The sequence below is a fragment of the Imperialibacter roseus genome, assembly GCF_032999765.1.
GTDB classification, from domain to species: Bacteria; Bacteroidota; Bacteroidia; order Cytophagales; family Cyclobacteriaceae; genus Imperialibacter; species Imperialibacter roseus.
In genome coordinates, this window is sequence record NZ_CP136051.1 from 1,448,267 (window position 1) to 1,467,802 (window position 19,536).

The 19,536-nt window shown below is 45.7% G+C and carries 20 protein-coding genes; 3 read left to right on the forward strand and 17 right to left on the reverse strand.

Annotation, left to right across the window (positions count from 1 at the left end; translation table 11 throughout):
• The first annotated feature begins 8 nt into the window (after window positions 1–8).
• Window positions 9–917, forward strand: a complete 909-nt coding sequence (locus tag RT717_RS06270; RefSeq protein ID WP_317490883.1) for a DUF4340 domain-containing protein — start codon at window positions 9–11, stop codon at window positions 915–917.
• 18 nt (window positions 918–935) lie between these two features.
• Here RT717_RS06270 and RT717_RS06275 read toward each other — a convergent pair whose 3' ends face one another.
• Complete coding sequence (locus tag RT717_RS06275; protein ID WP_317490884.1) at window positions 936–2,546, reverse strand: AsmA family protein; 1,611 nt, start codon at window positions 2,544–2,546, stop codon at window positions 936–938.
• Window positions 2,547–2,632: 86 nt separating this feature from the next.
• Between RT717_RS06275 and RT717_RS06280 the strand changes: the two genes are divergently transcribed.
• Window positions 2,633–3,703, forward strand: a complete 1,071-nt coding sequence (locus tag RT717_RS06280; RefSeq protein ID WP_317490885.1) for an endonuclease/exonuclease/phosphatase family protein — start codon at window positions 2,633–2,635, stop codon at window positions 3,701–3,703.
• Between the two features lie 12 nt (window positions 3,704–3,715).
• Here the strand turns inward: RT717_RS06280 and RT717_RS06285 are convergent, their stop codons facing one another.
• From RT717_RS06285 to RT717_RS06320, 8 genes are all read right to left on the reverse strand, one after another.
• Window positions 3,716–4,246 (reverse strand): hypothetical protein, encoded by a 531-nt coding sequence (locus RT717_RS06285; protein WP_317490886.1) that lies wholly within the window; start codon window positions 4,244–4,246, stop codon window positions 3,716–3,718.
• Window positions 4,247–4,303: 57 nt separating this feature from the next.
• Window positions 4,304–4,798 carry a hypothetical protein gene (locus RT717_RS06290; RefSeq protein WP_317490887.1) on the reverse strand — a complete coding sequence of 165 codons (495 nt, stop codon included), beginning with the start codon at window positions 4,796–4,798 and terminating at the stop codon, window positions 4,304–4,306.
• Entirely contained in the window at window positions 4,798–5,880 is a 1,083-nt protein-coding gene (locus RT717_RS06295) for an SGNH/GDSL hydrolase family protein (RefSeq protein WP_317490888.1), read from the reverse strand. The genes RT717_RS06290 and RT717_RS06295 overlap by 1 nt, the downstream gene beginning before the upstream one ends.
• Window positions 5,881–6,038: 158 nt before the next feature.
• On the reverse strand, window positions 6,039–6,407 hold the full coding sequence (locus tag RT717_RS06300; protein WP_317490889.1) for a DMT family protein: 369 nt from the start codon (window positions 6,405–6,407) through the stop codon (window positions 6,039–6,041).
• A gap of 34 nt (window positions 6,408–6,441) precedes the next feature.
• Window positions 6,442–6,924: a TspO/MBR family protein gene (locus RT717_RS06305; protein WP_317490890.1), complete on the reverse strand. Its 483-nt coding sequence runs from the start codon at window positions 6,922–6,924 to the stop codon at window positions 6,442–6,444.
• 38 nt (window positions 6,925–6,962) lie between these two features.
• Window positions 6,963–7,523 (reverse strand): YceI family protein, encoded by a 561-nt coding sequence (locus tag RT717_RS06310; RefSeq protein WP_317490891.1) that lies wholly within the window; start codon window positions 7,521–7,523, stop codon window positions 6,963–6,965.
• On the reverse strand, window positions 7,520–8,419 hold the full coding sequence (locus tag RT717_RS06315; protein ID WP_317490892.1) for a DUF5777 family beta-barrel protein: 900 nt from the start codon (window positions 8,417–8,419) through the stop codon (window positions 7,520–7,522). The genes RT717_RS06310 and RT717_RS06315 overlap by 4 nt, the downstream gene beginning before the upstream one ends.
• A gap of 9 nt (window positions 8,420–8,428) precedes the next feature.
• Window positions 8,429–8,815 (reverse strand): hypothetical protein, encoded by a 387-nt coding sequence (locus tag RT717_RS06320; protein WP_317490893.1) that lies wholly within the window; start codon window positions 8,813–8,815, stop codon window positions 8,429–8,431.
• 348 nt (window positions 8,816–9,163) lie between these two features.
• Here RT717_RS06320 and RT717_RS06325 point away from each other — a divergent pair, with 348 nt between their 5' ends.
• Window positions 9,164–10,753, forward strand: a complete 1,590-nt coding sequence (locus tag RT717_RS06325; RefSeq protein WP_317490895.1) for a T9SS type A sorting domain-containing protein — start codon at window positions 9,164–9,166, stop codon at window positions 10,751–10,753.
• A 61-nt stretch (window positions 10,754–10,814) separates the two neighbouring features.
• Here RT717_RS06325 and RT717_RS06330 read toward each other — a convergent pair whose 3' ends face one another.
• The 8 genes from RT717_RS06330 to pgi all read right to left on the reverse strand — a co-directional run bounded on the left by RT717_RS06330 (window position 10,815) and on the right by pgi (window position 19,403).
• On the reverse strand, window positions 10,815–12,092 hold the full coding sequence (locus RT717_RS06330) for an amidohydrolase family protein (protein WP_317490897.1): 1,278 nt from the start codon (window positions 12,090–12,092) through the stop codon (window positions 10,815–10,817).
• A 61-nt stretch (window positions 12,093–12,153) separates the two neighbouring features.
• Complete coding sequence (locus RT717_RS06335; RefSeq protein WP_317490899.1) at window positions 12,154–13,740, reverse strand: DUF6377 domain-containing protein; 1,587 nt, start codon at window positions 13,738–13,740, stop codon at window positions 12,154–12,156.
• A 270-nt stretch (window positions 13,741–14,010) separates the two neighbouring features.
• Window positions 14,011–14,457 (reverse strand): hypothetical protein, encoded by a 447-nt coding sequence (locus tag RT717_RS06340; RefSeq protein ID WP_317490900.1) that lies wholly within the window; start codon window positions 14,455–14,457, stop codon window positions 14,011–14,013.
• Between the two features lie 548 nt (window positions 14,458–15,005).
• A complete protein-coding gene (locus RT717_RS06345; protein WP_317490901.1) occupies window positions 15,006–15,959 on the reverse strand; it encodes a glycosyl hydrolase family 18 protein in 954 nt (317 codons plus the stop codon).
• A gap of 111 nt (window positions 15,960–16,070) precedes the next feature.
• Window positions 16,071–16,487 (reverse strand): SRPBCC domain-containing protein, encoded by a 417-nt coding sequence (locus RT717_RS06350; protein WP_317490902.1) that lies wholly within the window; start codon window positions 16,485–16,487, stop codon window positions 16,071–16,073.
• A 15-nt stretch (window positions 16,488–16,502) separates the two neighbouring features.
• Window positions 16,503–16,925, reverse strand: a complete 423-nt coding sequence (locus RT717_RS06355; RefSeq protein WP_317490903.1) for a hypothetical protein — start codon at window positions 16,923–16,925, stop codon at window positions 16,503–16,505.
• Window positions 16,926–16,969: 44 nt separating this feature from the next.
• Window positions 16,970–17,674, reverse strand: coding sequence for a helix-turn-helix transcriptional regulator (locus RT717_RS06360; RefSeq protein WP_317490904.1), 705 nt, complete (start codon window positions 17,672–17,674; stop codon window positions 16,970–16,972).
• 76 nt (window positions 17,675–17,750) lie between these two features.
• Complete coding sequence (pgi, locus tag RT717_RS06365) at window positions 17,751–19,403, reverse strand: glucose-6-phosphate isomerase (RefSeq protein ID WP_317490905.1); 1,653 nt, start codon at window positions 19,401–19,403, stop codon at window positions 17,751–17,753.
• Window positions 19,404–19,536: the final 133 nt, after the last annotated feature.

A 19,536-nucleotide genomic window follows, 5' to 3' on the forward strand; every position in this document is an offset into this window, starting at 1 on the left:
CACGAATTATGAAAAGTACATTGAAACTATTGGGTGTTCTTGGGATACTCATTGCTCTTTACTTTGTGGTTCAGTTCACAACAGACAGGGGTAGAAGTAAGTCGTTTAGGTCGGAGCTGGTGAAGATTGATACTGCTGCCGTAACAAAACTGCAGATCGAAGCCAACGGTGATCAACTCGTGGTGGAAAAGGGGGAGAACCAGTGGAGAGTGAATACACCGGCAGGAAAGAATGTGGCCGCAACGTCTTCGAGCGTTAAAGGTATTTTGAATAGCCTGATGTCAGTGAAGCCAAGCAGGCTGGTAGCCAAAGATGAGTCGAAGTGGAAAGACTACGAGGTCGATAGCGCCGGCACGAGGGTAGAAGTTTTTGAAGGAGGTGAGAAAACACTTGACCTGGTTGTGGGAAGGTTCAATATGGAAGGGCAGCGGCAGTTCAGTACCTACGTCAGGCTGTTTGAGGAGCCGGAAGTTTATTCAGCGGCCAACTTTATGGGTGCCAGTCTTTCGACCAATTCTGCCTCGTATCGCAACCAGCAACTGGCCAGGTTTACCAGAGACAGCGTCTATCAGGTGACATTTGAGTATCCGGATTCAGCCTTCACACTCAGTAAAACAGATGGCAAATGGTTGTTGGGCGGTCAACCTGCCGACTCAGCCAACACCGCCAAATACCTGCAGGGCATTGCCTACCTGTCCAATAGAAACTTTGCTGATGATTTTAACCCAGTTGGAAGCCCGCTGTTTAGCGTGACTTACCTTGTTAAAAGTGGTAATCCGCTTAAAGTGGAGGGCTACCTGCCCAATGGTGAGTTGGTGGTGTATTCTGACTTCAATGCAGAAGAGTACTTTAAGGATGCCAGCTTGAAGGACAAAATATTCAAAGGGTCGACGTATTTTTTGAGTAAGGAAGAGTAGGGCTCGGGCAGCCTGTCGCTACTCTGGCTTTTCGAACGGGTTGATGCATTGTTTGATACCTGAAAGGAGGGAGTGCCACCAAAAAGCAAAAATTGATTTTTCCATTTCCCGGGAAGCCGATATTTTCCCTACTAGTGGGGCTTCCATTTTGTCTACCCTTTTTAAAACCAATTTATTGAACAGCCAGAGCTTGATGTCTTGAAAAACGTTGTCGGAATTGTCTCTGGCTTGTTGTGTTCCGCTTACTACGAGGTTTTGGTACAGGAGGCTGATGTCTCCCCATGCGTTCGTGCGGTTGTGGCTGAAATTGAATTTGAGCTCCTCCAGTTCTCCTGATTCTACCGAGATGAAAGCCACATTTGTCAATATTCTGTTGAAGGTGGCGATTTTCATTGGAGCGAGCGAGCCTTGCACGTGGTAGAGCGAGTCAGGATTCATGGGAATCCTGATCTCCGTTTGCAATAATCCCTGATCGAAGAGAAAAGTGCGAGCCTTTAGAACTGCATATTCCGGGCTGTTTGATCTAATGTTAGTGATGGTTGCGTTCAAGCGATCAAATGATATTTCCCCTTCCGCTGTACCATTTTCACTAAATTCCTGGTAAACTACTCTGCTATCTGAGATCACAATTGAGTCGATATTGAAGGGAAGTGGTGAGGACAGAAGAGACTCGTGTGGTAAAGGCTTGGCAGGTTCGTTTTCCGGACGGCCGAGTCGTTTGTCCCGGTAGAAGTTGCCAACTAACGAGTCAAAGCGCAGCGAGGTGATAGACAGTTGTTCGTTGTTGATTAGCTGGGAGAAAGATAGTCCGTCGGCCATAATTAGTTTGCAGTCGACGTCATTTCTGCCGGTCTGATGACCTTTTTTGAGTGCAAACTCATATTTTGGGTATTGCGGGATCAGATGAAACCCCGAAAGCGCCAGGCTTTCGGCTGCCCAGTCCAGGTTTGCGGAGTCCAACTCTAATTTATAAAGACCGTCAGGTGTTAGATAGCGGAACGCTGTAAGCTTTACTGTGCCATCGCTGATTGGCTCTTTTTGCCCGTCAATAAGGTATGGAGATAGGTTTTGAAGTTCTGCGCTGATAGTGCCATGGCCGATTTCCTTTGAGGAAGAATCACTGACTGCCTCAAATAGAAAAAACTCGTTTGAAAGAAGGCTTAGTTGCTTGATCTCAACCTTCATATCTGCGCCTTCGCTACTCCCATTTAGTCGAATGACTTCACTGCTGTCTCTGCCGTTGACAAGATTTGCTCTAATGACAAGCGAGTCCAGCGTAAGTTGGCCGACGACAATTTTATTTTTGAAAATGAGATCTATTAGAGATATACCTTGGACAGAAATTTGGGCGGCTGAAATATTGGGGGCCAGTAAATTATCCTTGATGAGGAAGGGCTTGGGTTGAAGGGAGTCTCTCGGAGATATTGTTAACGCCTGAATAGTAATTCCTGGCGGTAAAATAGTTGTTTTGAGGCTTTGGTATTCGATAGTGTAGCTATCCTCTGTTAGTCGAGCAAAATGAATGTTTAATTTTTCAGCGAGGAAGCTACCGCCATAAAACTGCACCAAAACGACCATAGTCAACAATATGGCTGCACCAATGGCAGCAATCTTCAGCGTAATCTTCATAAAGGAGCTTGATATTGACAATGGATTGTTGGGGGTAAGGAATATCTTAATAGTTTAGGAGAGTAGAACGGTAAGTATCCAATTCATTGAATATCCTAAAGATAGCCTTTTCGGCGCTATTGATGATAACGTCACTTTTCACCAGCTTTCAATTGGTGAGGAGAGATGACTGGTATTTTCGCATTTTCGATTTTCCGCATGTTCAGCTAACTGTCTTGAATTTAGTTTTTTTGACTGGCCATCTTGTTATGGCCGACTATGGAAACTGGATAGACCTGAGCATTGGGGCGGCTGGGTTAATTGCCTTTTTTTATCAGCTGGCAATCATTTATCCGTATACGCCGGCAAGTAGCAAACAGGTGCAGGATACCAATCAGGGTGTTTCTTCAACGTCTATTTCGTTGCTGGAGGCCAATGTATTAATGTATAACTCCAACTATGAGGGGTTTGTTAATTTGGTTAAAAATTATCGGCCTGACATTGTAGTTACACTCGAAACCGACGAGAAATGGAGAAATGGGCTGAAGGAGCTAGAGTCTCTTTATGAACAGCACATCCTTCTTCCGCTGGACAATACCTATGGTATCTGTTTTTATAGCAATGTGGCGTTTAAGGATGCAGTTGTTAAACACCGTATAAGCAAGGAAGTACCATCTATTGAAATGACGCTGGACCTTGAGGGAGGCCAACAAGTAAAGCTATTTGTCGTTCATCCGGAACCGCCAAGCCCAACAGAAAAGGACTTGTCGACGCCCAGGGATGCGGAATTGGTTTTGGTAGGCAGAATGGCAAAAGAGTGTACGCTACCGGTGATCATCACAGGAGATCTTAACGATGTGGCCTGGTCACACACCTCACGTCTGTTTCAGCGGATCGGGGGCTTGCTTGATCCCAGGGTAGGGCGGGGCTTTTTCAATACCTTTCATGCCCAATACCCTCTGTTTCGCTGGCCTTTAGATCATGTGTTCGTATCCCGCCATTTCACTGTTGACAGGATTCAGCGACTACCAACCTTCGGTTCGGATCATTTTCCTATTTTGATTCAACTGAGCATACCTTTGCACGCACCCGATAACGAGGCTGCCCCGGTAGCTAGTAAAGAAGATAAAAAGGAGGCTAGACAGACGGTGGCGGCAGCAAAAGCCGACGAAAACTAAAAGCCATAATGTCTAGTTGGCACCACTCATGCCAGATGGTACTGCATCCTGCTGATGCACGCCCTTGTATTTCACCTGCCTTGTGTAGGTATCAATAGTATCTTTGGAGGCTTGATCGATGTGGTAGTACTCATAAGTCACGTCTACGTCCAGTTCATATTTTCGTGCGGATTTTTTTGTCCCTTTGATGGAACCCTCTTTCAAAGCAACATCCGACGTGTACCCGCAATAACAATAGTAAAGAAAGAGTGTTTTCAAATTCTTTAGCTCGTCACCAGTATATTCAAAACTTTCTCCCGGATTTTCCAACTCCACAAAGAAATCTTCCGAGTATTCATCATCAGCAATAGATTTGTCGTCTTCTCTGACGTAATGACGATGGAAGACCACGTTGTCACCTGAGAATGCATAGGGGAACTCACCAGTGAGTTTGGCATCAACGAAGAAGTCAAGGCTCTCTTCTGCTGGATTGATGCCTTCTTCTTGTCCGCAGCCAGAGAACATGAAAGCATAGAGAATTACTAACACACCAAAAGCACGCATAAGTCTGTTTTTTTATTAAAGACATCACAATGGCGGACTTAGTTGGAAAGAATGAAGTCAATACCTCCAAAATAGGCGATCCCAGACTGTTTTGAACAGCCGAAATGGCTCTTTGCCGAGGTTGTTGGTTTTCGTTTGAAGGAAATCCTCTATTTCAGGTATGTTGGTGATGAAAAGTGGCGACAATTCAGCGACTCTTCCATCTTCTGGGTAAAGCAAAAGGCCAAACTTAGCCAGGAAGTTTAATGGAACTACTTGCTTTTTAAACCCCTTAAGCTGGCTGTAGTTAAAGGTTTTCTCCTTGCCCCAGAACGGGTACTTTATGGTGACCTTTTCCTCGTCAAGAGTGATTTTTGCCAAAATCGGATAGAGCGATGAGAAAACCTGATAGTTGCCCAGCAGCATGACGAAAAGAACCAAAAGTGTCATGCCAGTAGAAGCATAGTCTTTTGCCAGTGACACTATGAGGCTCATGGCTATGATCACCAGCGGCGCCATCAGGAGAACCATTTTCATCCAAATAACTTTGAAAATGTCTCGCTTTACATCCATTACCATTTAACTTTTTCTCTTATAAATGACGTCAGACTTTCTGCCATCTTTTTGTTGTCAGCCACCCTTGGGTGCCCTCCCTTTTCGATGAAGGGGAAGAAATGGGTATAAATTAAAGAATCACCCAAACCATCCACAGCCTCCTGCACATAGCCAGGCCATGCTGAGCCCTCTTTGGTGGCATCCATGCTGCCCAGCGCACAGATAATCGGGGTGTCGGGGTACACATTTCTGACCAGACTGATAAACTCCTGATAAGAGGCAATGATTTTTTCTTCGCCTGGTGCGGCTTCTCCCAGCCGGAGACTGAACGACGGCTGCTCGGGCATATTGACTAACCAGGAGTCATTTTGAAAGAGGTTAACCACAACAAGGTCGGGCGTTATTCTTGAAAAGTCCCATCTGCTTGCTGAGTCTTTTGGGTTTAGCCTGGGAAAAACCTCGGGCATGATGATAGTTGGGTCCCAGCTGATCATAATGCCAATGCCGCTGCGGCAGGTGCAAACATAGTCAGCATTGAAATTCCGTGACGTTATGGCTCCGTACGTTGGGTAATTGTTGGTGTAGGTACTGTCAGGCGAATCGCCACCCGTGAGATCTTCGATGGCATAGCCAGCAGTGATGGAGTTGCCAATGAACTCAATCGTTCTTGAGTTTTTGGGAGTCGGCAGCAACTCCCCTGTAACTTCAAACCCGTGAATGGTGGTGCTTCCCTTGTCCCATTCATTTCTTTTTACCAGCGAAATGGTGTGCTCTCCCTCTTCCAGGTCTTTGGCAAGCGTATACCACTTTGTTGCGCTGTCTAGCCTGATATACCTGATACTGTCTTTGTCGATCACAATATTGAAGTAGTTGTTACCTCGTTCGTCCGCAAGCTCAACCCTCAGGCCCGTGCCGTTAATCGTTAGTGTGGCCTCGGAGCCCGACCAGAATAGAACAGGTGCCTTGGGGTTTCCAAAATCGATTCGGCCTGTGTAGTTGATTTGCTGATTGTCGGCCTCAAGCTTAAGCTTTTCCGGCTGAGAGCAACCCGTTAAAATCGAAATTATCAACAGGAGAGGTAGGACCAGGTGGTTTTTCATCGCATGCTTTTTAACTCAATGAAGAAGGCAGACAGGGCATTGATTCCAAGCCCATATATTTACCCATGGCATGTCACTAAAATGCCAGTATAAACTTCTAAAAATATTGGCAGATAAAATAATCGATTTTGCCATAAGCAAAGCGTTTCCATCCTGGGCTATTTCTTAAACAAAAAATATACTGCTGCCACCAGGCAGGCGAATCCGGCCAGGTGGTTCCATCGAAGCGTCTCTGTTTTAAAAACAAGCAAGGTGAAGGCGGTAAACACAATTAGTGTGATCACCTCCTGAATGACTTTGAGCTGCATGAGCGAAAAAGGGCCTCCGTTCTCCCGGAAGCCGATGCGGTTGGCAGGTACCTGAAACATGTATTCAAATAAGGCAATGCCCCAGCTAATCAAAACGATAGCCACAAGTCCAAGGCTTTCGAACCACTTCAGTTCCCTGAACTTGAGGTGGCCATACCAGGCAAGTGTCATGAATACGTTGGAAGTAATGAGCAGAAGAATGGTGTAAACCGCTTTCATACGTGAAGATTAAGCGGTAAATATACTGAAAGGGCTAATTCAATATAACGATGGATGCATTTAGCAAGGCTGCAAACGAAACCCAAATAAGATAGGGAACCAGTAGCCAGGCAGCAGTTTTGCTAATGAGGTAAAATCGATTGATAGTAAGCAGGATGGCAACCCATAGCACCACAATTTCAACTAGTGCAGCAGTAGGGTTTCTCAGACCAAAAAACAAAACAGACCAGAGGCTATTTAGAAGCAACTGACCCACGAAAAGGCCCAGTGCCAGTTTTACTCCGATCGATTCTTTCGCCCCGGACCAAACAAGACCTGCGGCCACGCCCATCATTGCGTAAAGAAGCGTCCACACAGGGGCAAACAACCAATTGGGCGGATTGAAAGGCGGCTTGTTTAAGGTAGTGTACCAGGTAGATACTGATGATGAGGTTGCAATACCAGAGAGGGCGCCCACCGCCAAACAAACGATGATTGAAACTGCGACCCTGATAATAATTGTTTTGTTACTAGCCATCTTGTTATAACTCTCAATTGGCCAATAAGTTTGGTGATCTATTTTTTGTAAGGCACCAGGTCCGATTTAATGGTCACTTCAATTTCCTCGGCTATGTTTTGAAACACGATCTGAGGAATTTCGATGTCATGATCCACTAATTTGACCATGAAAACTGACTCAAGACGAACGACGCTTCCTTCGACGAAGAGTTTTGCCGGTATTGACCTTTCTTGCGGCACGCCGTGTACGTCCAGTACGCCCCTGGCGGTCACCTCATAAACCCCATTTTTGGTAAAATCAAAATTGCCAACGATCGATCCTTTGAAAGTGCCATAGGGATGCTTTTCACTCTCCATATAGTTTTCGTTGAAGTGCTCCTTCATCAGGTCTTTGGCGAACTCGAATGTTTTAATCGGCACTCTGAAGGAAAAGGTTTTGTCGGCCACATTGACCAAACCTTGAGCCGAAGTGGTAGTCGCTGTGATGTCTTCTATCAGTGCGTCGGAGAAGAAGCGTACGTTGGAGCTTTCCAGCATATAAATCTGAGCTCTGGCCGTTCCTGCATATACGAAAAGAGCGAGGAGCACTGTAAAGGTTAATTTCGATGTCTTTTTCATTCCATTCTCGATTTCTTGGACAGTGTAAACTCTCTTGTGACATTAAAACCAAAATGTATGCCACCATTGCCCCATGCGTCGGTGTTTTCGGCAATGAATCCTTTTTCCATCATAGCCAAAGAGTTGGTGAGGTGCAGTTGGAAGACGTGTCCACCTGTTTCGATGTCGAAACCGATAGAGAAGGAGTCGTTGTAGTTAGCTACGTTAGGCGCATTTTTGTCAGCGACTCTCAGAATGTATTCACCATTTAAGGCTGTTCTGCGAGAGAGTTTGATTCTGCCTCCAAAGCCAACAGCGGGAATGTCGTTGAGATCAGTAGTGCCATCTACCAGATTGAAATGCACCCATGTAGGGACAACCTCTGCCGAAAACCTATCGCTGAATTTGCGGGCAAGCACAAGCTGATGCACAAAGGCGATGCGTGAGCTAAAGTAATTGGTGCGGTCGGGCAACTCCCACCTCAAACCATTTACCGACATATTGCTGACCCAAACGGCACTAATGGGCATTACTTTTTTGCCAGTTGACTGGCTGAGGATGGCGGCTTTCACAAAGCCGTCGTAAGTCTTCTCGTAGGTTGACCGCCCCACGCCAACCATGAGCCATTTGGTCAGTCCAAAGTCGAACCCGAAACGGACCGAAGACTGGTCGAGGCCCCACAGGTTGTAGGCACCCCCATTGAGTGGCCCGAAACGATGCGAGATCCTGAACTCCATGGCTCCTGGGGCTACTCTTTCGGGCGAATGGAGATTGATGACTCTGGAGGATTTGAAAGTGGCTGTGGTATAGTCGATGGTTTCGCTTTCCATCGAGTTGAGCAGGTCATCCAGGTCTTGTGCAAGTGATGGTGCGATGGTAAAAACTGCCAAAAGTGTGAAAATAGAAAATCTCTTCATGAGTGCGTGTTAATTATTGAGGGTTCCTTCACTGATCCATTTTTCTATCAGGCTGATTTGGCAGGATGAAAGTTTGCTGCCACTCTGGGGCATTTGCGGATACCCGGATTTGTGCTTGATGGTACCCAGCAGGCTGCCATTGTCGGCCCTGACTTTTACGTTTTGGTAGGTATCGAGCTTTACTCCACCGCCGAGATTGGACGCTGCACTTGCTGAATGACAGGAGAGGCAACGGGCAGAGATAATGGGTTGAATCGACGCTGAATAAGTAATGGTAGTAGAGCCGTCGCAGTTGGTGCCGTTTCCAGTTTCTTCCGGGTAAAGGTCTTGTTCATTGTCCCACTTGCACGAGGCTAAGGCAAAACACAGTAACATTGGTAAAAGCAGTCTTTTCATGGAGGTCTTTTTGGTTGAAGGGTTGACTGACGGTTTTTTTACAAATAAGTAATATTCATACGACTTACATATATGAGATACGAAGTAAATGTCGGATTGGTGGCCTTCCCTAAAAAATTAATGCCATACCGGCAGATTCGAAGGGACACAAGAGGTCTTTTTCTGCTGAAACGACATGCGAAGGTGCCATCAAGCATTGGCCGGGGACTAATCAAACTGCCAGCTTCCGGTTCCGAGACGATTAAATTCCTTGAGGAAACCTTTGTTTTTTGAAAAGATTGGGAGGAAATATAATGCTGTTTTTCATACATTTATGAAGTAAACATCCACTTTCAGAGAGGTTTTTTAATGAAAATCATCCTGTTTGTTTTCAGTCTCGCTATAAGCATTTCTGCAATTGCGCAAAATGATATGAGGTTTGTGGCAGATCCAGACCAGGCCAGCAGTCGATTTACGTCGCAAACTGGACTCATCCGAGGGGGGCAAATCACGAAAAATCAGACAAGTCGGCTTTACTTGCCGACGGGTGAGTATCAGGTTCATTGGCGTAGAAGTCAGATTCAGCAATATGATAGCATTTATACAGGCAGGGGATGGAAAGCGAGCCAAGTTGATTTATGGGAAGGGTATTCCTTGGGTGAGCGAAGTCAATTTACTGCGACTACAGTAGATAAGAGAATCAACAGCGTTAACTGGATTGATGATGGTAAAGCTTACCAGCTTACCAGACAGGCGACTGGGAAGTATAGTTTTTCGATGCTTCAGCCAATTGAGTTAGCCGATGGTGGGATTTGTGGATTTGAAGCTATGGTAAACAGGGGAGCACCATTACAGCCAGCACGCTTGGCATATACTTCTTGTCAGCTTATTGAATTTCAATTAGTAACTGATCTTGCACTCAATGCCTCTCCAGAGCAATTTGCAATCGCTGAAGCGAAAATGATCGAGTGGTTTGCTATTGTCCAAACTTACTTTATAAGCTTTGATATTGACTTTAAGTTAAGGATCAAACAGCTCGTAATTCCTATTGATGAAAGCCCATTTCCAGCAAGAGATGACCCAAGTGTCAAAAGTTTTGGCGACATCAACTTTCATTTGCGAAACTGGTTGGAGGAAAAGGGAATTTCAGCCAGCCTGTTCGATTTCACCATGGGTATCACCCAGTTCAATTATCCAACGGGTAATTTTATAGGGCATCTCTTCGCTGGGCCAGAAAACTCACTTGGCATAGTGCTAATAGAGGAACAGTCATCACTCTCTTACACTGTGGCGACTATTGTTCATGAAGTCGGTCATGGATTTGGTGCCGGGCATGATCCAACAACAGGTTACATCATGTCGGCAGATTTGAGTGGAGGCTCCTGGAGTAGCAAGAGTAAGTATGAGATCAATGAATATATGTCCTCAGAGGAGGTGTTGGCCCATCTTAATGAATGTCCTCGTCTGGTGTTTTCGGCTGAAATCGACGAGAAAAAAGTTAACCTAACCTGGGAAACCGACTATGAATACAATGTCAGCTATTACGTCTTGGTTTTGGCTGATAATGGTATTCTTGATACTATTCCAGCGATCGGTAAAGAAAATGAACCGGTCAGTTACCAGTTTGTTCACGAAAACCCTGGGAACATAAGAAACATTTACCGTATCTATCAGTTTTCAGTTTTTGACGAGCAGCTTACGTCGGCTAATATAGCTGTTGATCTGTCGGGGGCAAAGGGGCAAGATGGAACTACCTATGGCCCCAACCCATTTAACGAACATTTGTATGTTGACCTGGCCGACCCGACAGATGAGCTCATTATCTATGATATATCCGGCAGGATTTATTTCCAGGGGCACTTATCAGAAACCTCATTTGATTTGGCCACTGGGGTATGGAAGAAGGGGCTTTATTTTGTTAGAGTGAACAATGAAGTTTTTAAGGTCATCAAAGAATAGACTTTTTGAAGTATTATCGAATGCTTGAGGAAAATACTATGGCGTCAGGGGCCTGTCAGGTTTATTTCACTTCCTCTCCTGCAATCCAAACCCCTGAAATGCTCTTGCTGTTCTTAATGTCCTCCAGTGGATTGGCATCCAGCACCACAAAATCCGCCCAATAGCCAGTCACAAGCTTGCCAACATCTTTGAGATCGAGGCACTTGGCTGCGTCGCTGGTGGCCGACACAATGATTTGCATGGGACTTAGCCCAGCATCAGCCATCATGGCCATTTCCAGATGCTCGAAGTAGCCGATAAAGCGGGTGGGGATGCCACTGTCGGTGCCGAAGGCAATGGTGACGCCGTTGTCAGAAAGTGTCTTCAAATTGGCCATGGCGGTAGGTAACTGCTGCTTGTAGGTTTGGGCGCTAGGGTTGTTTCTTATTTGCGCCTGCCTGGCAGGATCAAGCAGTGGTTCAACAACGCTGGTGTTATACGTGCGCAAAAAGAATGGATCCGAAAAAAAGGCTGCCGTGTCCTCATAAACATAAGTGGAAAGCTCCCTGGTGAGGGTAGGGCAGTAGCAAACTTTCTTTTCTCTGAGCAGGCCAATGAGCTCATCATCTACCGGAAGATCACGAACACTGTGAGCGAGGAAGTCAGAACCAGCTCTTAGTAGCTTCTTGGCGTCGTCGAGGTAGTACATATGAGTGGCTATTTTGTAACCAAGCTCATGAGAGCGGTTGATCACTGCCTGATAGACCTCCTCAGTCATTTTTGCGCTGCTGCCAAGGTTATCGTCCACCCTTATTTTCATAAAGTCGACGCCCATGGCATCATTTTGATCTACTACGGCAACAGCCTCTTCTGGAGTATTGCCGGAAATTACCTCGCCAGCCATGTACAAACGGGCTCTTTGCGTGGCTGTCGTATCTGCTACTGCCCTCAATGCTACCGCTTCTCCTTTGTCGGCCCCCAGACTGACCACTGTGGTGACGCCATATCTGGCAAAAAGGCTGAGGTTATCGATCACATTTTGCTTTGAGTAATGCCCACCTTCTATGCCTTTTACATCACCAACGTGGCCATGTGCATTGATAAGACCGGGGATGATGGTCTTGCCCGAAAGGTCATTCACTGTGATGTTGTCGGGCAAAGTCACCTCATTCTTTGTCCCCATTGCCGCAATGCGGCCATCGGCTACCAGCAGCACACCATTTTGGATAGGCGCAGCGCCAGTTCCATCAATAATAGTGGCTCCGGTGAAGGCTGTATAAACTTTGTTGTCGGTTTGCTGCGGTGTTGAGCAGGAAATAAACCCCATAAGGGCAAGAACCAGGCAGAGGCGAGTTTTCATATGTTAAATGTAATAAATTTCATAGCCAGGGACAGCAGGATGGCCTATTCTGCTGATGATACTATATATCTATGATGGATTCTTCAAAAGTTTCGGGGTCGATAGCCTTGTTCTTAAGTCGTGTTTTGTAAGTGTAAATGGTATTGATCGAATAGTTCAATAGCCTGGCTATCTGATTATTGTCATTGATCCCTAGTCGCATAAGAGCGTATATGCGGATTTCAGGTGTGAGTAACTTCATATTCGAATCCAACTGCTCATCTTTTTTCAGCAGGCCATTCAGCTTCTCAATAAAATCAGGAAAGAGGTTGAGAAACATATCATCGAAATTCTTGTAAAGCAGCTCCCGCTCTTTGAAGGAATTAATGTTGTCGGTGATTTCTGAGAGGTCGTCAAACTTTCGTTGACTCAGTTTTCGATTGATGGATGTCACCAGTTTTTCAGTTTTGAACAGGTGCTCCGAAATCAGGTTGAAAAACTGTCCAATATAGGCCTCTTTGATTTTGTTGGATTCTTCCAGTTTGTGATTGGTATTGAAAAGTGACTCGTTGGCAGCGTCGAGGTTCCGCTTTGATATCCGGAGTTTGCTGAGCTGTCTGAAAATGATAAACAAGAAAAGCCCCAGCACAATCACCAACAGTGTGATAATGTAGGAGTATTTGATGACCCTTGTGTTTCGGCTTTCCAACTCCTGGTACTGCTTTCCCTCGATAATTGGAAGTATGTCTGACACTTCCACTTTTCGAAGCCGGGAAGAGTAGAAGTTGGCATCATCGAGGGCTTGCTTGATAAACAGGGATGACCGACGCAAGTCGCCCTTCCTGAAAAGGCTTTCTGCAAGTTCCCGCATAGAGACGTTCTCCTTTACAGCACCTCTTATGTCATTTATGGCAGACAGCGCTTTGTAGTAAATGGCTTTTTCCGGGAATTTTTCATCAAAGACAACTCCCATATCATACGATCTCATGGCTAACTGATGGTGAGTCAACTTAAAATTTTTGACCATTGAGAGGTAGACTCTTTCTGTTTCTTCAAAGTTCCCATCAGCCTGACTAATCTGGATGCGGATAAAATGAGAGCGAAGGGAGGACGGAGAATGAAGCGCCAATTCCCTGTTCATATAGTCTCTGCTTCTTTGCTGGTAGATTTTGGCGTAATAAAAATCCTTTACGAAGTAGGCCATAAAATCGTAGAGCCTTGTGGTGACGGAATAGAACTCACTTCGGATACTGTCGGGAACGTTTGTGAGGTCTACCGCCTCCAGGGTGTCTGCAGCCTCCTTCAGGAGTCCGCCCGACTCCAGCACAAAAGCTGTTTTGATGCGGGCGGTTTGAATACATTCAAACGATCCGATTTGATAGGCGAGGTCAGAGAGCTTGAGAGAATAGAAAAATGCGGAATCGTACTGGAACGACTTGTATTGATCCACTATGTGCCAGCATGCTCTGTATTTGTCTGTGAGGCTGGTTGATTTACTGAGAGAGGACTTATACGCATCTAAGGTGGCTAACTTCTTTTGTACGTAGGTTTCTCTAATTGCAATTTCCCCTTCAAGTACTGTTAAAATACTATCGGTATTCAAAAGAGTAACCTCTTGAGAGAAAGCAAAATAAGGAACTAAAAGGGCAATTAAGAGGTGCTTTTTCATTGAGTTAACCCGGCATAAAAGGCGGTTGAATTTCTCGATCGGTGAGTGCCTGTTTTGGGGTTAAGGCCATAACAGCACCAGCACCTGACAAGATATTTCTCCTCCTTTAGAAAATTAACTCATTTTAAGCTTTTTTCAGCACAAAAAAAGACCGGAGACATAAAACCCCCGGTCAACCCTACAAACCTTTCGGGTGCTTGCCCGAAATGATGTGGAATGATACTTTGTAATTGATCGTTGCGACGAAGCAACAGAAAAATGTTTTGTGGCCTAGCTGGCCATTTTCGGCATTCTTTCTATTTGAGATTTATCTGAAACAGTATAGTTAATCAATATCGTTTTGTCTGAACACTGGAGAATGGCATCGTCTTTTAAAATTGCTTCGCTGATGAACCTGGCTGCTCCGATAATTACCTGAGAGCCTCCTTCTACCGAGATGAACTTCACTTCCTTGCAATTGAGCTTACTGAAGTCCAGGCGGCAATTGCCAGATGCATTTTTTACTGTGAGTTTCCGGCAGATGCCGTTAAATGAAACGGCACCGGTGCCTGCTATATCAAATTCGATAGCACCCTTTGGGTTGTAAATCATACCAGCCAAATCGAACTGACCGTTGGCTATGAATTCTACATCGCCAAAATTTCCTATGAGAAGGTCGCTGCTTTTGCTGTCGCCTTCGAACTTCATTGTTCTGCTGTTTGAGTAGGGTTGTATCATAATGTATCAGTTTACTTGGGCAGGAGTGAGTAGTAAAGTCAAAGGAGTCAGTGAGCTTCGATAACTCAACGTATTGAAATCTACTGCACACCCTTGAGCATTATGAAATTACCGAAGCAGGAGGGAAAGGGGAAAAAGTGATTGAGGAATATAGAAATATTTGGCATTTATATGTTTTAATGTGTTGATTATGAGTGAATTAAAATATTTGTTACTACTATCGTATATAGATTAAATATAGCAAAGTAAGTGAAGGTTTGGGAGGAGGTATGCAGAGGGGCCAACGTGGGAGGGGAGTTTAGCAGTGTTCTGCTTTTAGCCTCCGGCAATGGTTGCTTGTTAAGATTGTCGGTACCCCTCTGAGATGAAGGCTCAAGCCTGTCAATGTAGTTGAGAAGTTGTACATTTTTTTCTCTTTGCGAAAGGCTGTCACCCTTCGCAAGATTATGCCGCCCCTTCAGGGCTCTGAAGTGATCGTATACAAGCCCTGAGCCGGGCACCCCTGAAAGGGCGGTATACCCGCAGGATTGGGTGAAGCCCAATCCTGACTATTTAGCCTGATTAATTGCTTTCAACAAAGACTTCGACCCCTTGGCATCACCTTGAATCTGCCAGATCATGATGCCGGAAGCTTTTTCTTTGGCAAGGGCCACTTTCCTTTTTATAGTGGGGATGCCGTTGTAATAGAGAATCTTCCCATCAGGCATTGTCCATTCATCTTTGAGCTCTGAGCCGTTGAAGGTCTCGACAATCTTGCCATAGCTCATGCTGATGGCTTTGGAAGTCAGTTCAGGGCCGTAGCCGTAGCCATAAAAAGGCACACCAAGTGTCATCTTGCTTTTCGGCACCTGGCGATCTTCACCAAAATACGTCAGGTCGTCCACAGCGTGCTCATACAAGGCATGAGGGCCAGGTTTCTCTGGCCGCCAGGGGCCCGTGCGGTCGTAGCTCATCACGTTTACAAAGTCGAACTGCGCAATGGCTTTGTTGGTAAGCTGGTCTTTGTAATACACGGCAATGGCTGCTGTCATGAGTTTGTTTTGTGCCCTGAGCGCTACACCGAGTTCTGTCACAAACACCTCATAGTTTTCATCTATATTGGCACTTTCGAGGTCGACGTCCAATCCGTCCAGTCCATATTTGGTTACCTGCATCACGAGTGACTCAATGAATTTGCTTCTCTGTCCATCTTCAAGCAGTGCCTGGTATTGCGGCTGATGACTGCCGCCACCAATAGAAAAGAGCACTTTTACATCGTGCTTATGAGCTGCTTTGACGAACGAAGTCAAGCCCGATAAGTCATCGACAAAGTTTCCTTCCGTGTCTGGATTTAGAAACCATAAGTTTATATGCGTCAGCTGTTTGAAAGGAACATTCTTCACTTCTCCTGTTTGGGCTCCTTTGAGCGAATAGTAGCCAACTACCCTGAAGTCATTTTGAGCACTTGTGATGGTGCTGAGGAGCAAGAATTGTAGAAAGAAGGCAAATGAGGTTACTCGCATGGCAAGAGGAGGTTGTTTTTCCGAAGGTAGGGTTTCCCTTCAAATGAATGTGCTTACAATACGTCAATGGTAAAGTGAGCAAAGGGAATGGTGAATTGCTAAAACGAGAAATCACAGAGACGCAACACAGTCACCTACTTTTTCCATGATACTGGTCCAGTTGGCCTTCATTTCTGCTCTCTGGTTTTCATCTGTCAGGTGATCCTGATGAAACGAAAGCGTTGCTTTATCTGCTGCCGGAATAACCCTGATCTGCAGCATAGAAAAATGTTCCCAGTCAGGTTTCTTCCATTTCATCCTAAGATGGGAGCCTTCCTGTAAGGTGGTGATAAGGCCTTCCATTCCTTCGTCGCTCCTGAAAGGTTCGTGATAGGGGAGCTCAGCTGCTACGTCACCAAACCAAAGCCTAACGCCTTTTTTAGATAAAACAAATGCCCAGAGCGTATCCCTGTCGACTGCAAACGTCTTCCGAACGCCGATCTGAAAACCGGCATCTTTTGTTTGTCCAACTGGTTTGTGGTCTTTCATAATTCGGTAACCAGACTAACTGGCCAGCAAGCTCTCAACTCTTGGAGACAATATATTCTTCCATTTTGACTGGGAGTGCTTGAACCGCTCATTTTCTTCCATGAAGTTTTCAATGGTAATGCTGAGTTCGGTTTCGTTGCCAACCTCAGATAGCTCATAGGAAATGTGAATGTAATTCTGCGGCACATTGGCCAGCCCGGCGTTTGGGTCAAAAGTAGAAAACTTAACCCTGACGTCTTTCTCGTATTCGAGGATGTCGCCCGATCTGAAAGTTGCGCATGCTTCGATGGAACCGGCCACTTCCTCCGAGTTCCGTTCAGCGATTTCGCAGTTGTGAGCATACTGCTCGATCAGGGTAGGGCAGACGAGCGACTGCCAAACATTTGAAACAGTGTTCTGGATACGGTAGGTTCTTTTAATGGTAAGGCTATGGTTCATTTCTTTGCTATTTATATTCAAAGAAATACCTGCTACTGACAGCCCTATGTCATCGAATTTGAAAAATTTTCAGGAAGATTTTTTATGTAGTCGTCAAGGTTGATGTGATCCTGCTTTTTAAAGGGTTTTGCCATGCATTCAAGCTTCTTTATCCGTACCACACGGAAGTCACGGTAGTCGTTTCTTTTCCAGCACCAGGCAATCATGTGCCAGTCGAACATGTAGAACAAAAGACCGACAGGCTCCACCTCTCTGGTGCTGGTTTCAAGCCCTTTGTTTTCATATGTCATTTTAAGCACTTGCTTACTGCTGATGGCCGTTTGAATGATAGTGAGATACTGCGCATCAAGCATGTCATGGTGCCACTTAAGCACCCGGGTTTGCTCATGCAGGTGATCCACGCCTTCCTTTTGGCTTCCCTTAAGTACAGCCTTTACTTTCTCGACAGCCGTTTTGCTGTGCCTGATAATGGACTTGTCGGTAAACTGGTCGGCCAGCGAAGCCATGAGTATAAGTGCGTTGGCTTCTTCATTGGTGAAGGAAACCGGAGGGAGGAAATAGCCGTCAGTGATGAAGTATCCCTTGTTGGGTTCGAAACCCAGGGGCAGGCCCATGTCAGAAATTGCCCGAAGGTCACGAAACACCGTTCGCTCACTTTTATCGAACTTCTCGGCCAGCTGCTGAAGAGATGTGTATTTTCTGGATTGGATATAAGTAACTACCCCAAATAGCCGGTCTATTCTGTTCATGTCAACGAAAAAGTGAATGACAATTTAGGGATTTACGTCGCCTCAGGCAACGCTTTGTGTCTGTGACTTTTGAAGTTTACTCCTTCAGCCCTTTGTAAGCATTGATCAGTCCGTTGGTAGACGAATCGTGGCTGGTTACTGCATTGCCGTTGAGCAGCTCAGGCAGAATCTGATTGGCCAGCTGCTTGCCAAGTTCCACACCCCACTGATCGAAGCTGTACACATTCCAAATGATGCCCTGCACGAAGATTTTGTGTTCGTAAAGGGCTATCAGCGACCCAAGTGCCCTGGGCGTTAATTTCTTCATCAGGAAGCTGTTGGTAGGTCGGTTGCCTCTGAAAATTTTGTACGGTGTTAGCGCCTCAATATCTTCATCCGATTTGCCAGCCTTCTTCAACTCTGCAATGACCTCTTCTCTGGTTTTGCCAATCATCAATGCTTCTGTTTGAGCAAAGAAGTTGGATAGAAGCTTTTCCTGATGGTCTCCCAAAGGGTTTTGGCTGTTGGCCGAAGCAATGAAGTCGCAAGGAATCAACTTTGTGCCCTGGTGGTAAAGCTGATAAAAAGCATGCTGGCCATTGGTGCCCGGCTCACCCCACACAATGGTACCAGTTTCGTAATTGACGTCTTTTTCATCACGCCCCACCGACTTGCCGTTGCTCTCCATTTCACCCTGCTGCAGGAACTGTGCAAAGCGGTGCATGTACTGGTCGTAGCAGAGGATGGCCTGGCTTTCAGCCTCAAAGAAGTTGTTGTACCACACGCCAACCAGCGCCAATATCGTTGGAAGGTTTTCTCCGTGGGATGTGTTCAGGAAGTGGTTGTCCATGGCATGGGCACCGTCGTGCAGCTCCATGAAGTTGTCGAACCCGATGGCGCAGGCGATTGACATCCCAATCGCTGACCAAAGAGAATATCGGCCACCCACCCAGTCCCAGAACTTGAACATGTTCTCTTCGGCAATGCCAAACTGCACCACCTTCTCCGTGTTGGTAGAAAGGGCGATGAAGTGGTTGCGAACATATTTCTCGTCCTTACAGGCAGCCAACAACCAATCTCTCGCCGACTCGGCATTGGTCATGGTCTCCTGCGTGGTAAAGGTTTTGGATGCGATAATAAACAAGGTAGTTTCCGGATCTACCTTTTTGAGCGTCTGCAGCAAATGAGTACCATCCACATTCGATACGTAGTGACTTTCAATGCCCTCTACCTGATAGGGTTTGAGCGATTCGGTAACCATGTAGGGCCCCAGGTCAGAGCCTCCTATGCCAATATTGACAACATGCTTGATTGCCTTACCAGAAAATCCTTTCAATTCACCAGTATGCAGTTTTTCCGTGAAAGCCTTCATCTTTGCCAGCTCTGCGTTCACGTCTTCCATCACGTTGTGCCCGTCAACAATAATGGGTGTGTTGCTACGGTTGCGCAGGGCTACGTGGAGTACTGAGCGACTTTCGGTTACATTGATGCACTCGCCTGAATACATCTGCTTCTTGGCCTCCTGCAGTTTCACCTGCTCTGCAAGTTCCAACAGCAGGTTAAGCGTTTCTTCGGTGATGATATTCTTTGAGAAATCAAAAAGAATGTCTTCGAACTTTAAATGGAATTTATCGAAACGGGAAGGATCCTTTTTGAAAAGATCCTTCATGTGCACTTTTTCCATTTGACTGAAATGTGTCTTTAGCTTCTTCCACGCTTCAGTACTGGTAGGGTTTATCTTAGGGAGCATCTTTTGTCAATAGTCAAAAAAACAGAGGCAAACATTGCGATAATTCCAGTGATTTTCAACTACTGTCACCATCGTGTCTGGCACAAAGTGCCTTTATGGGGCATCGAAAACGTTTGAAATGACTTAAAAAAAA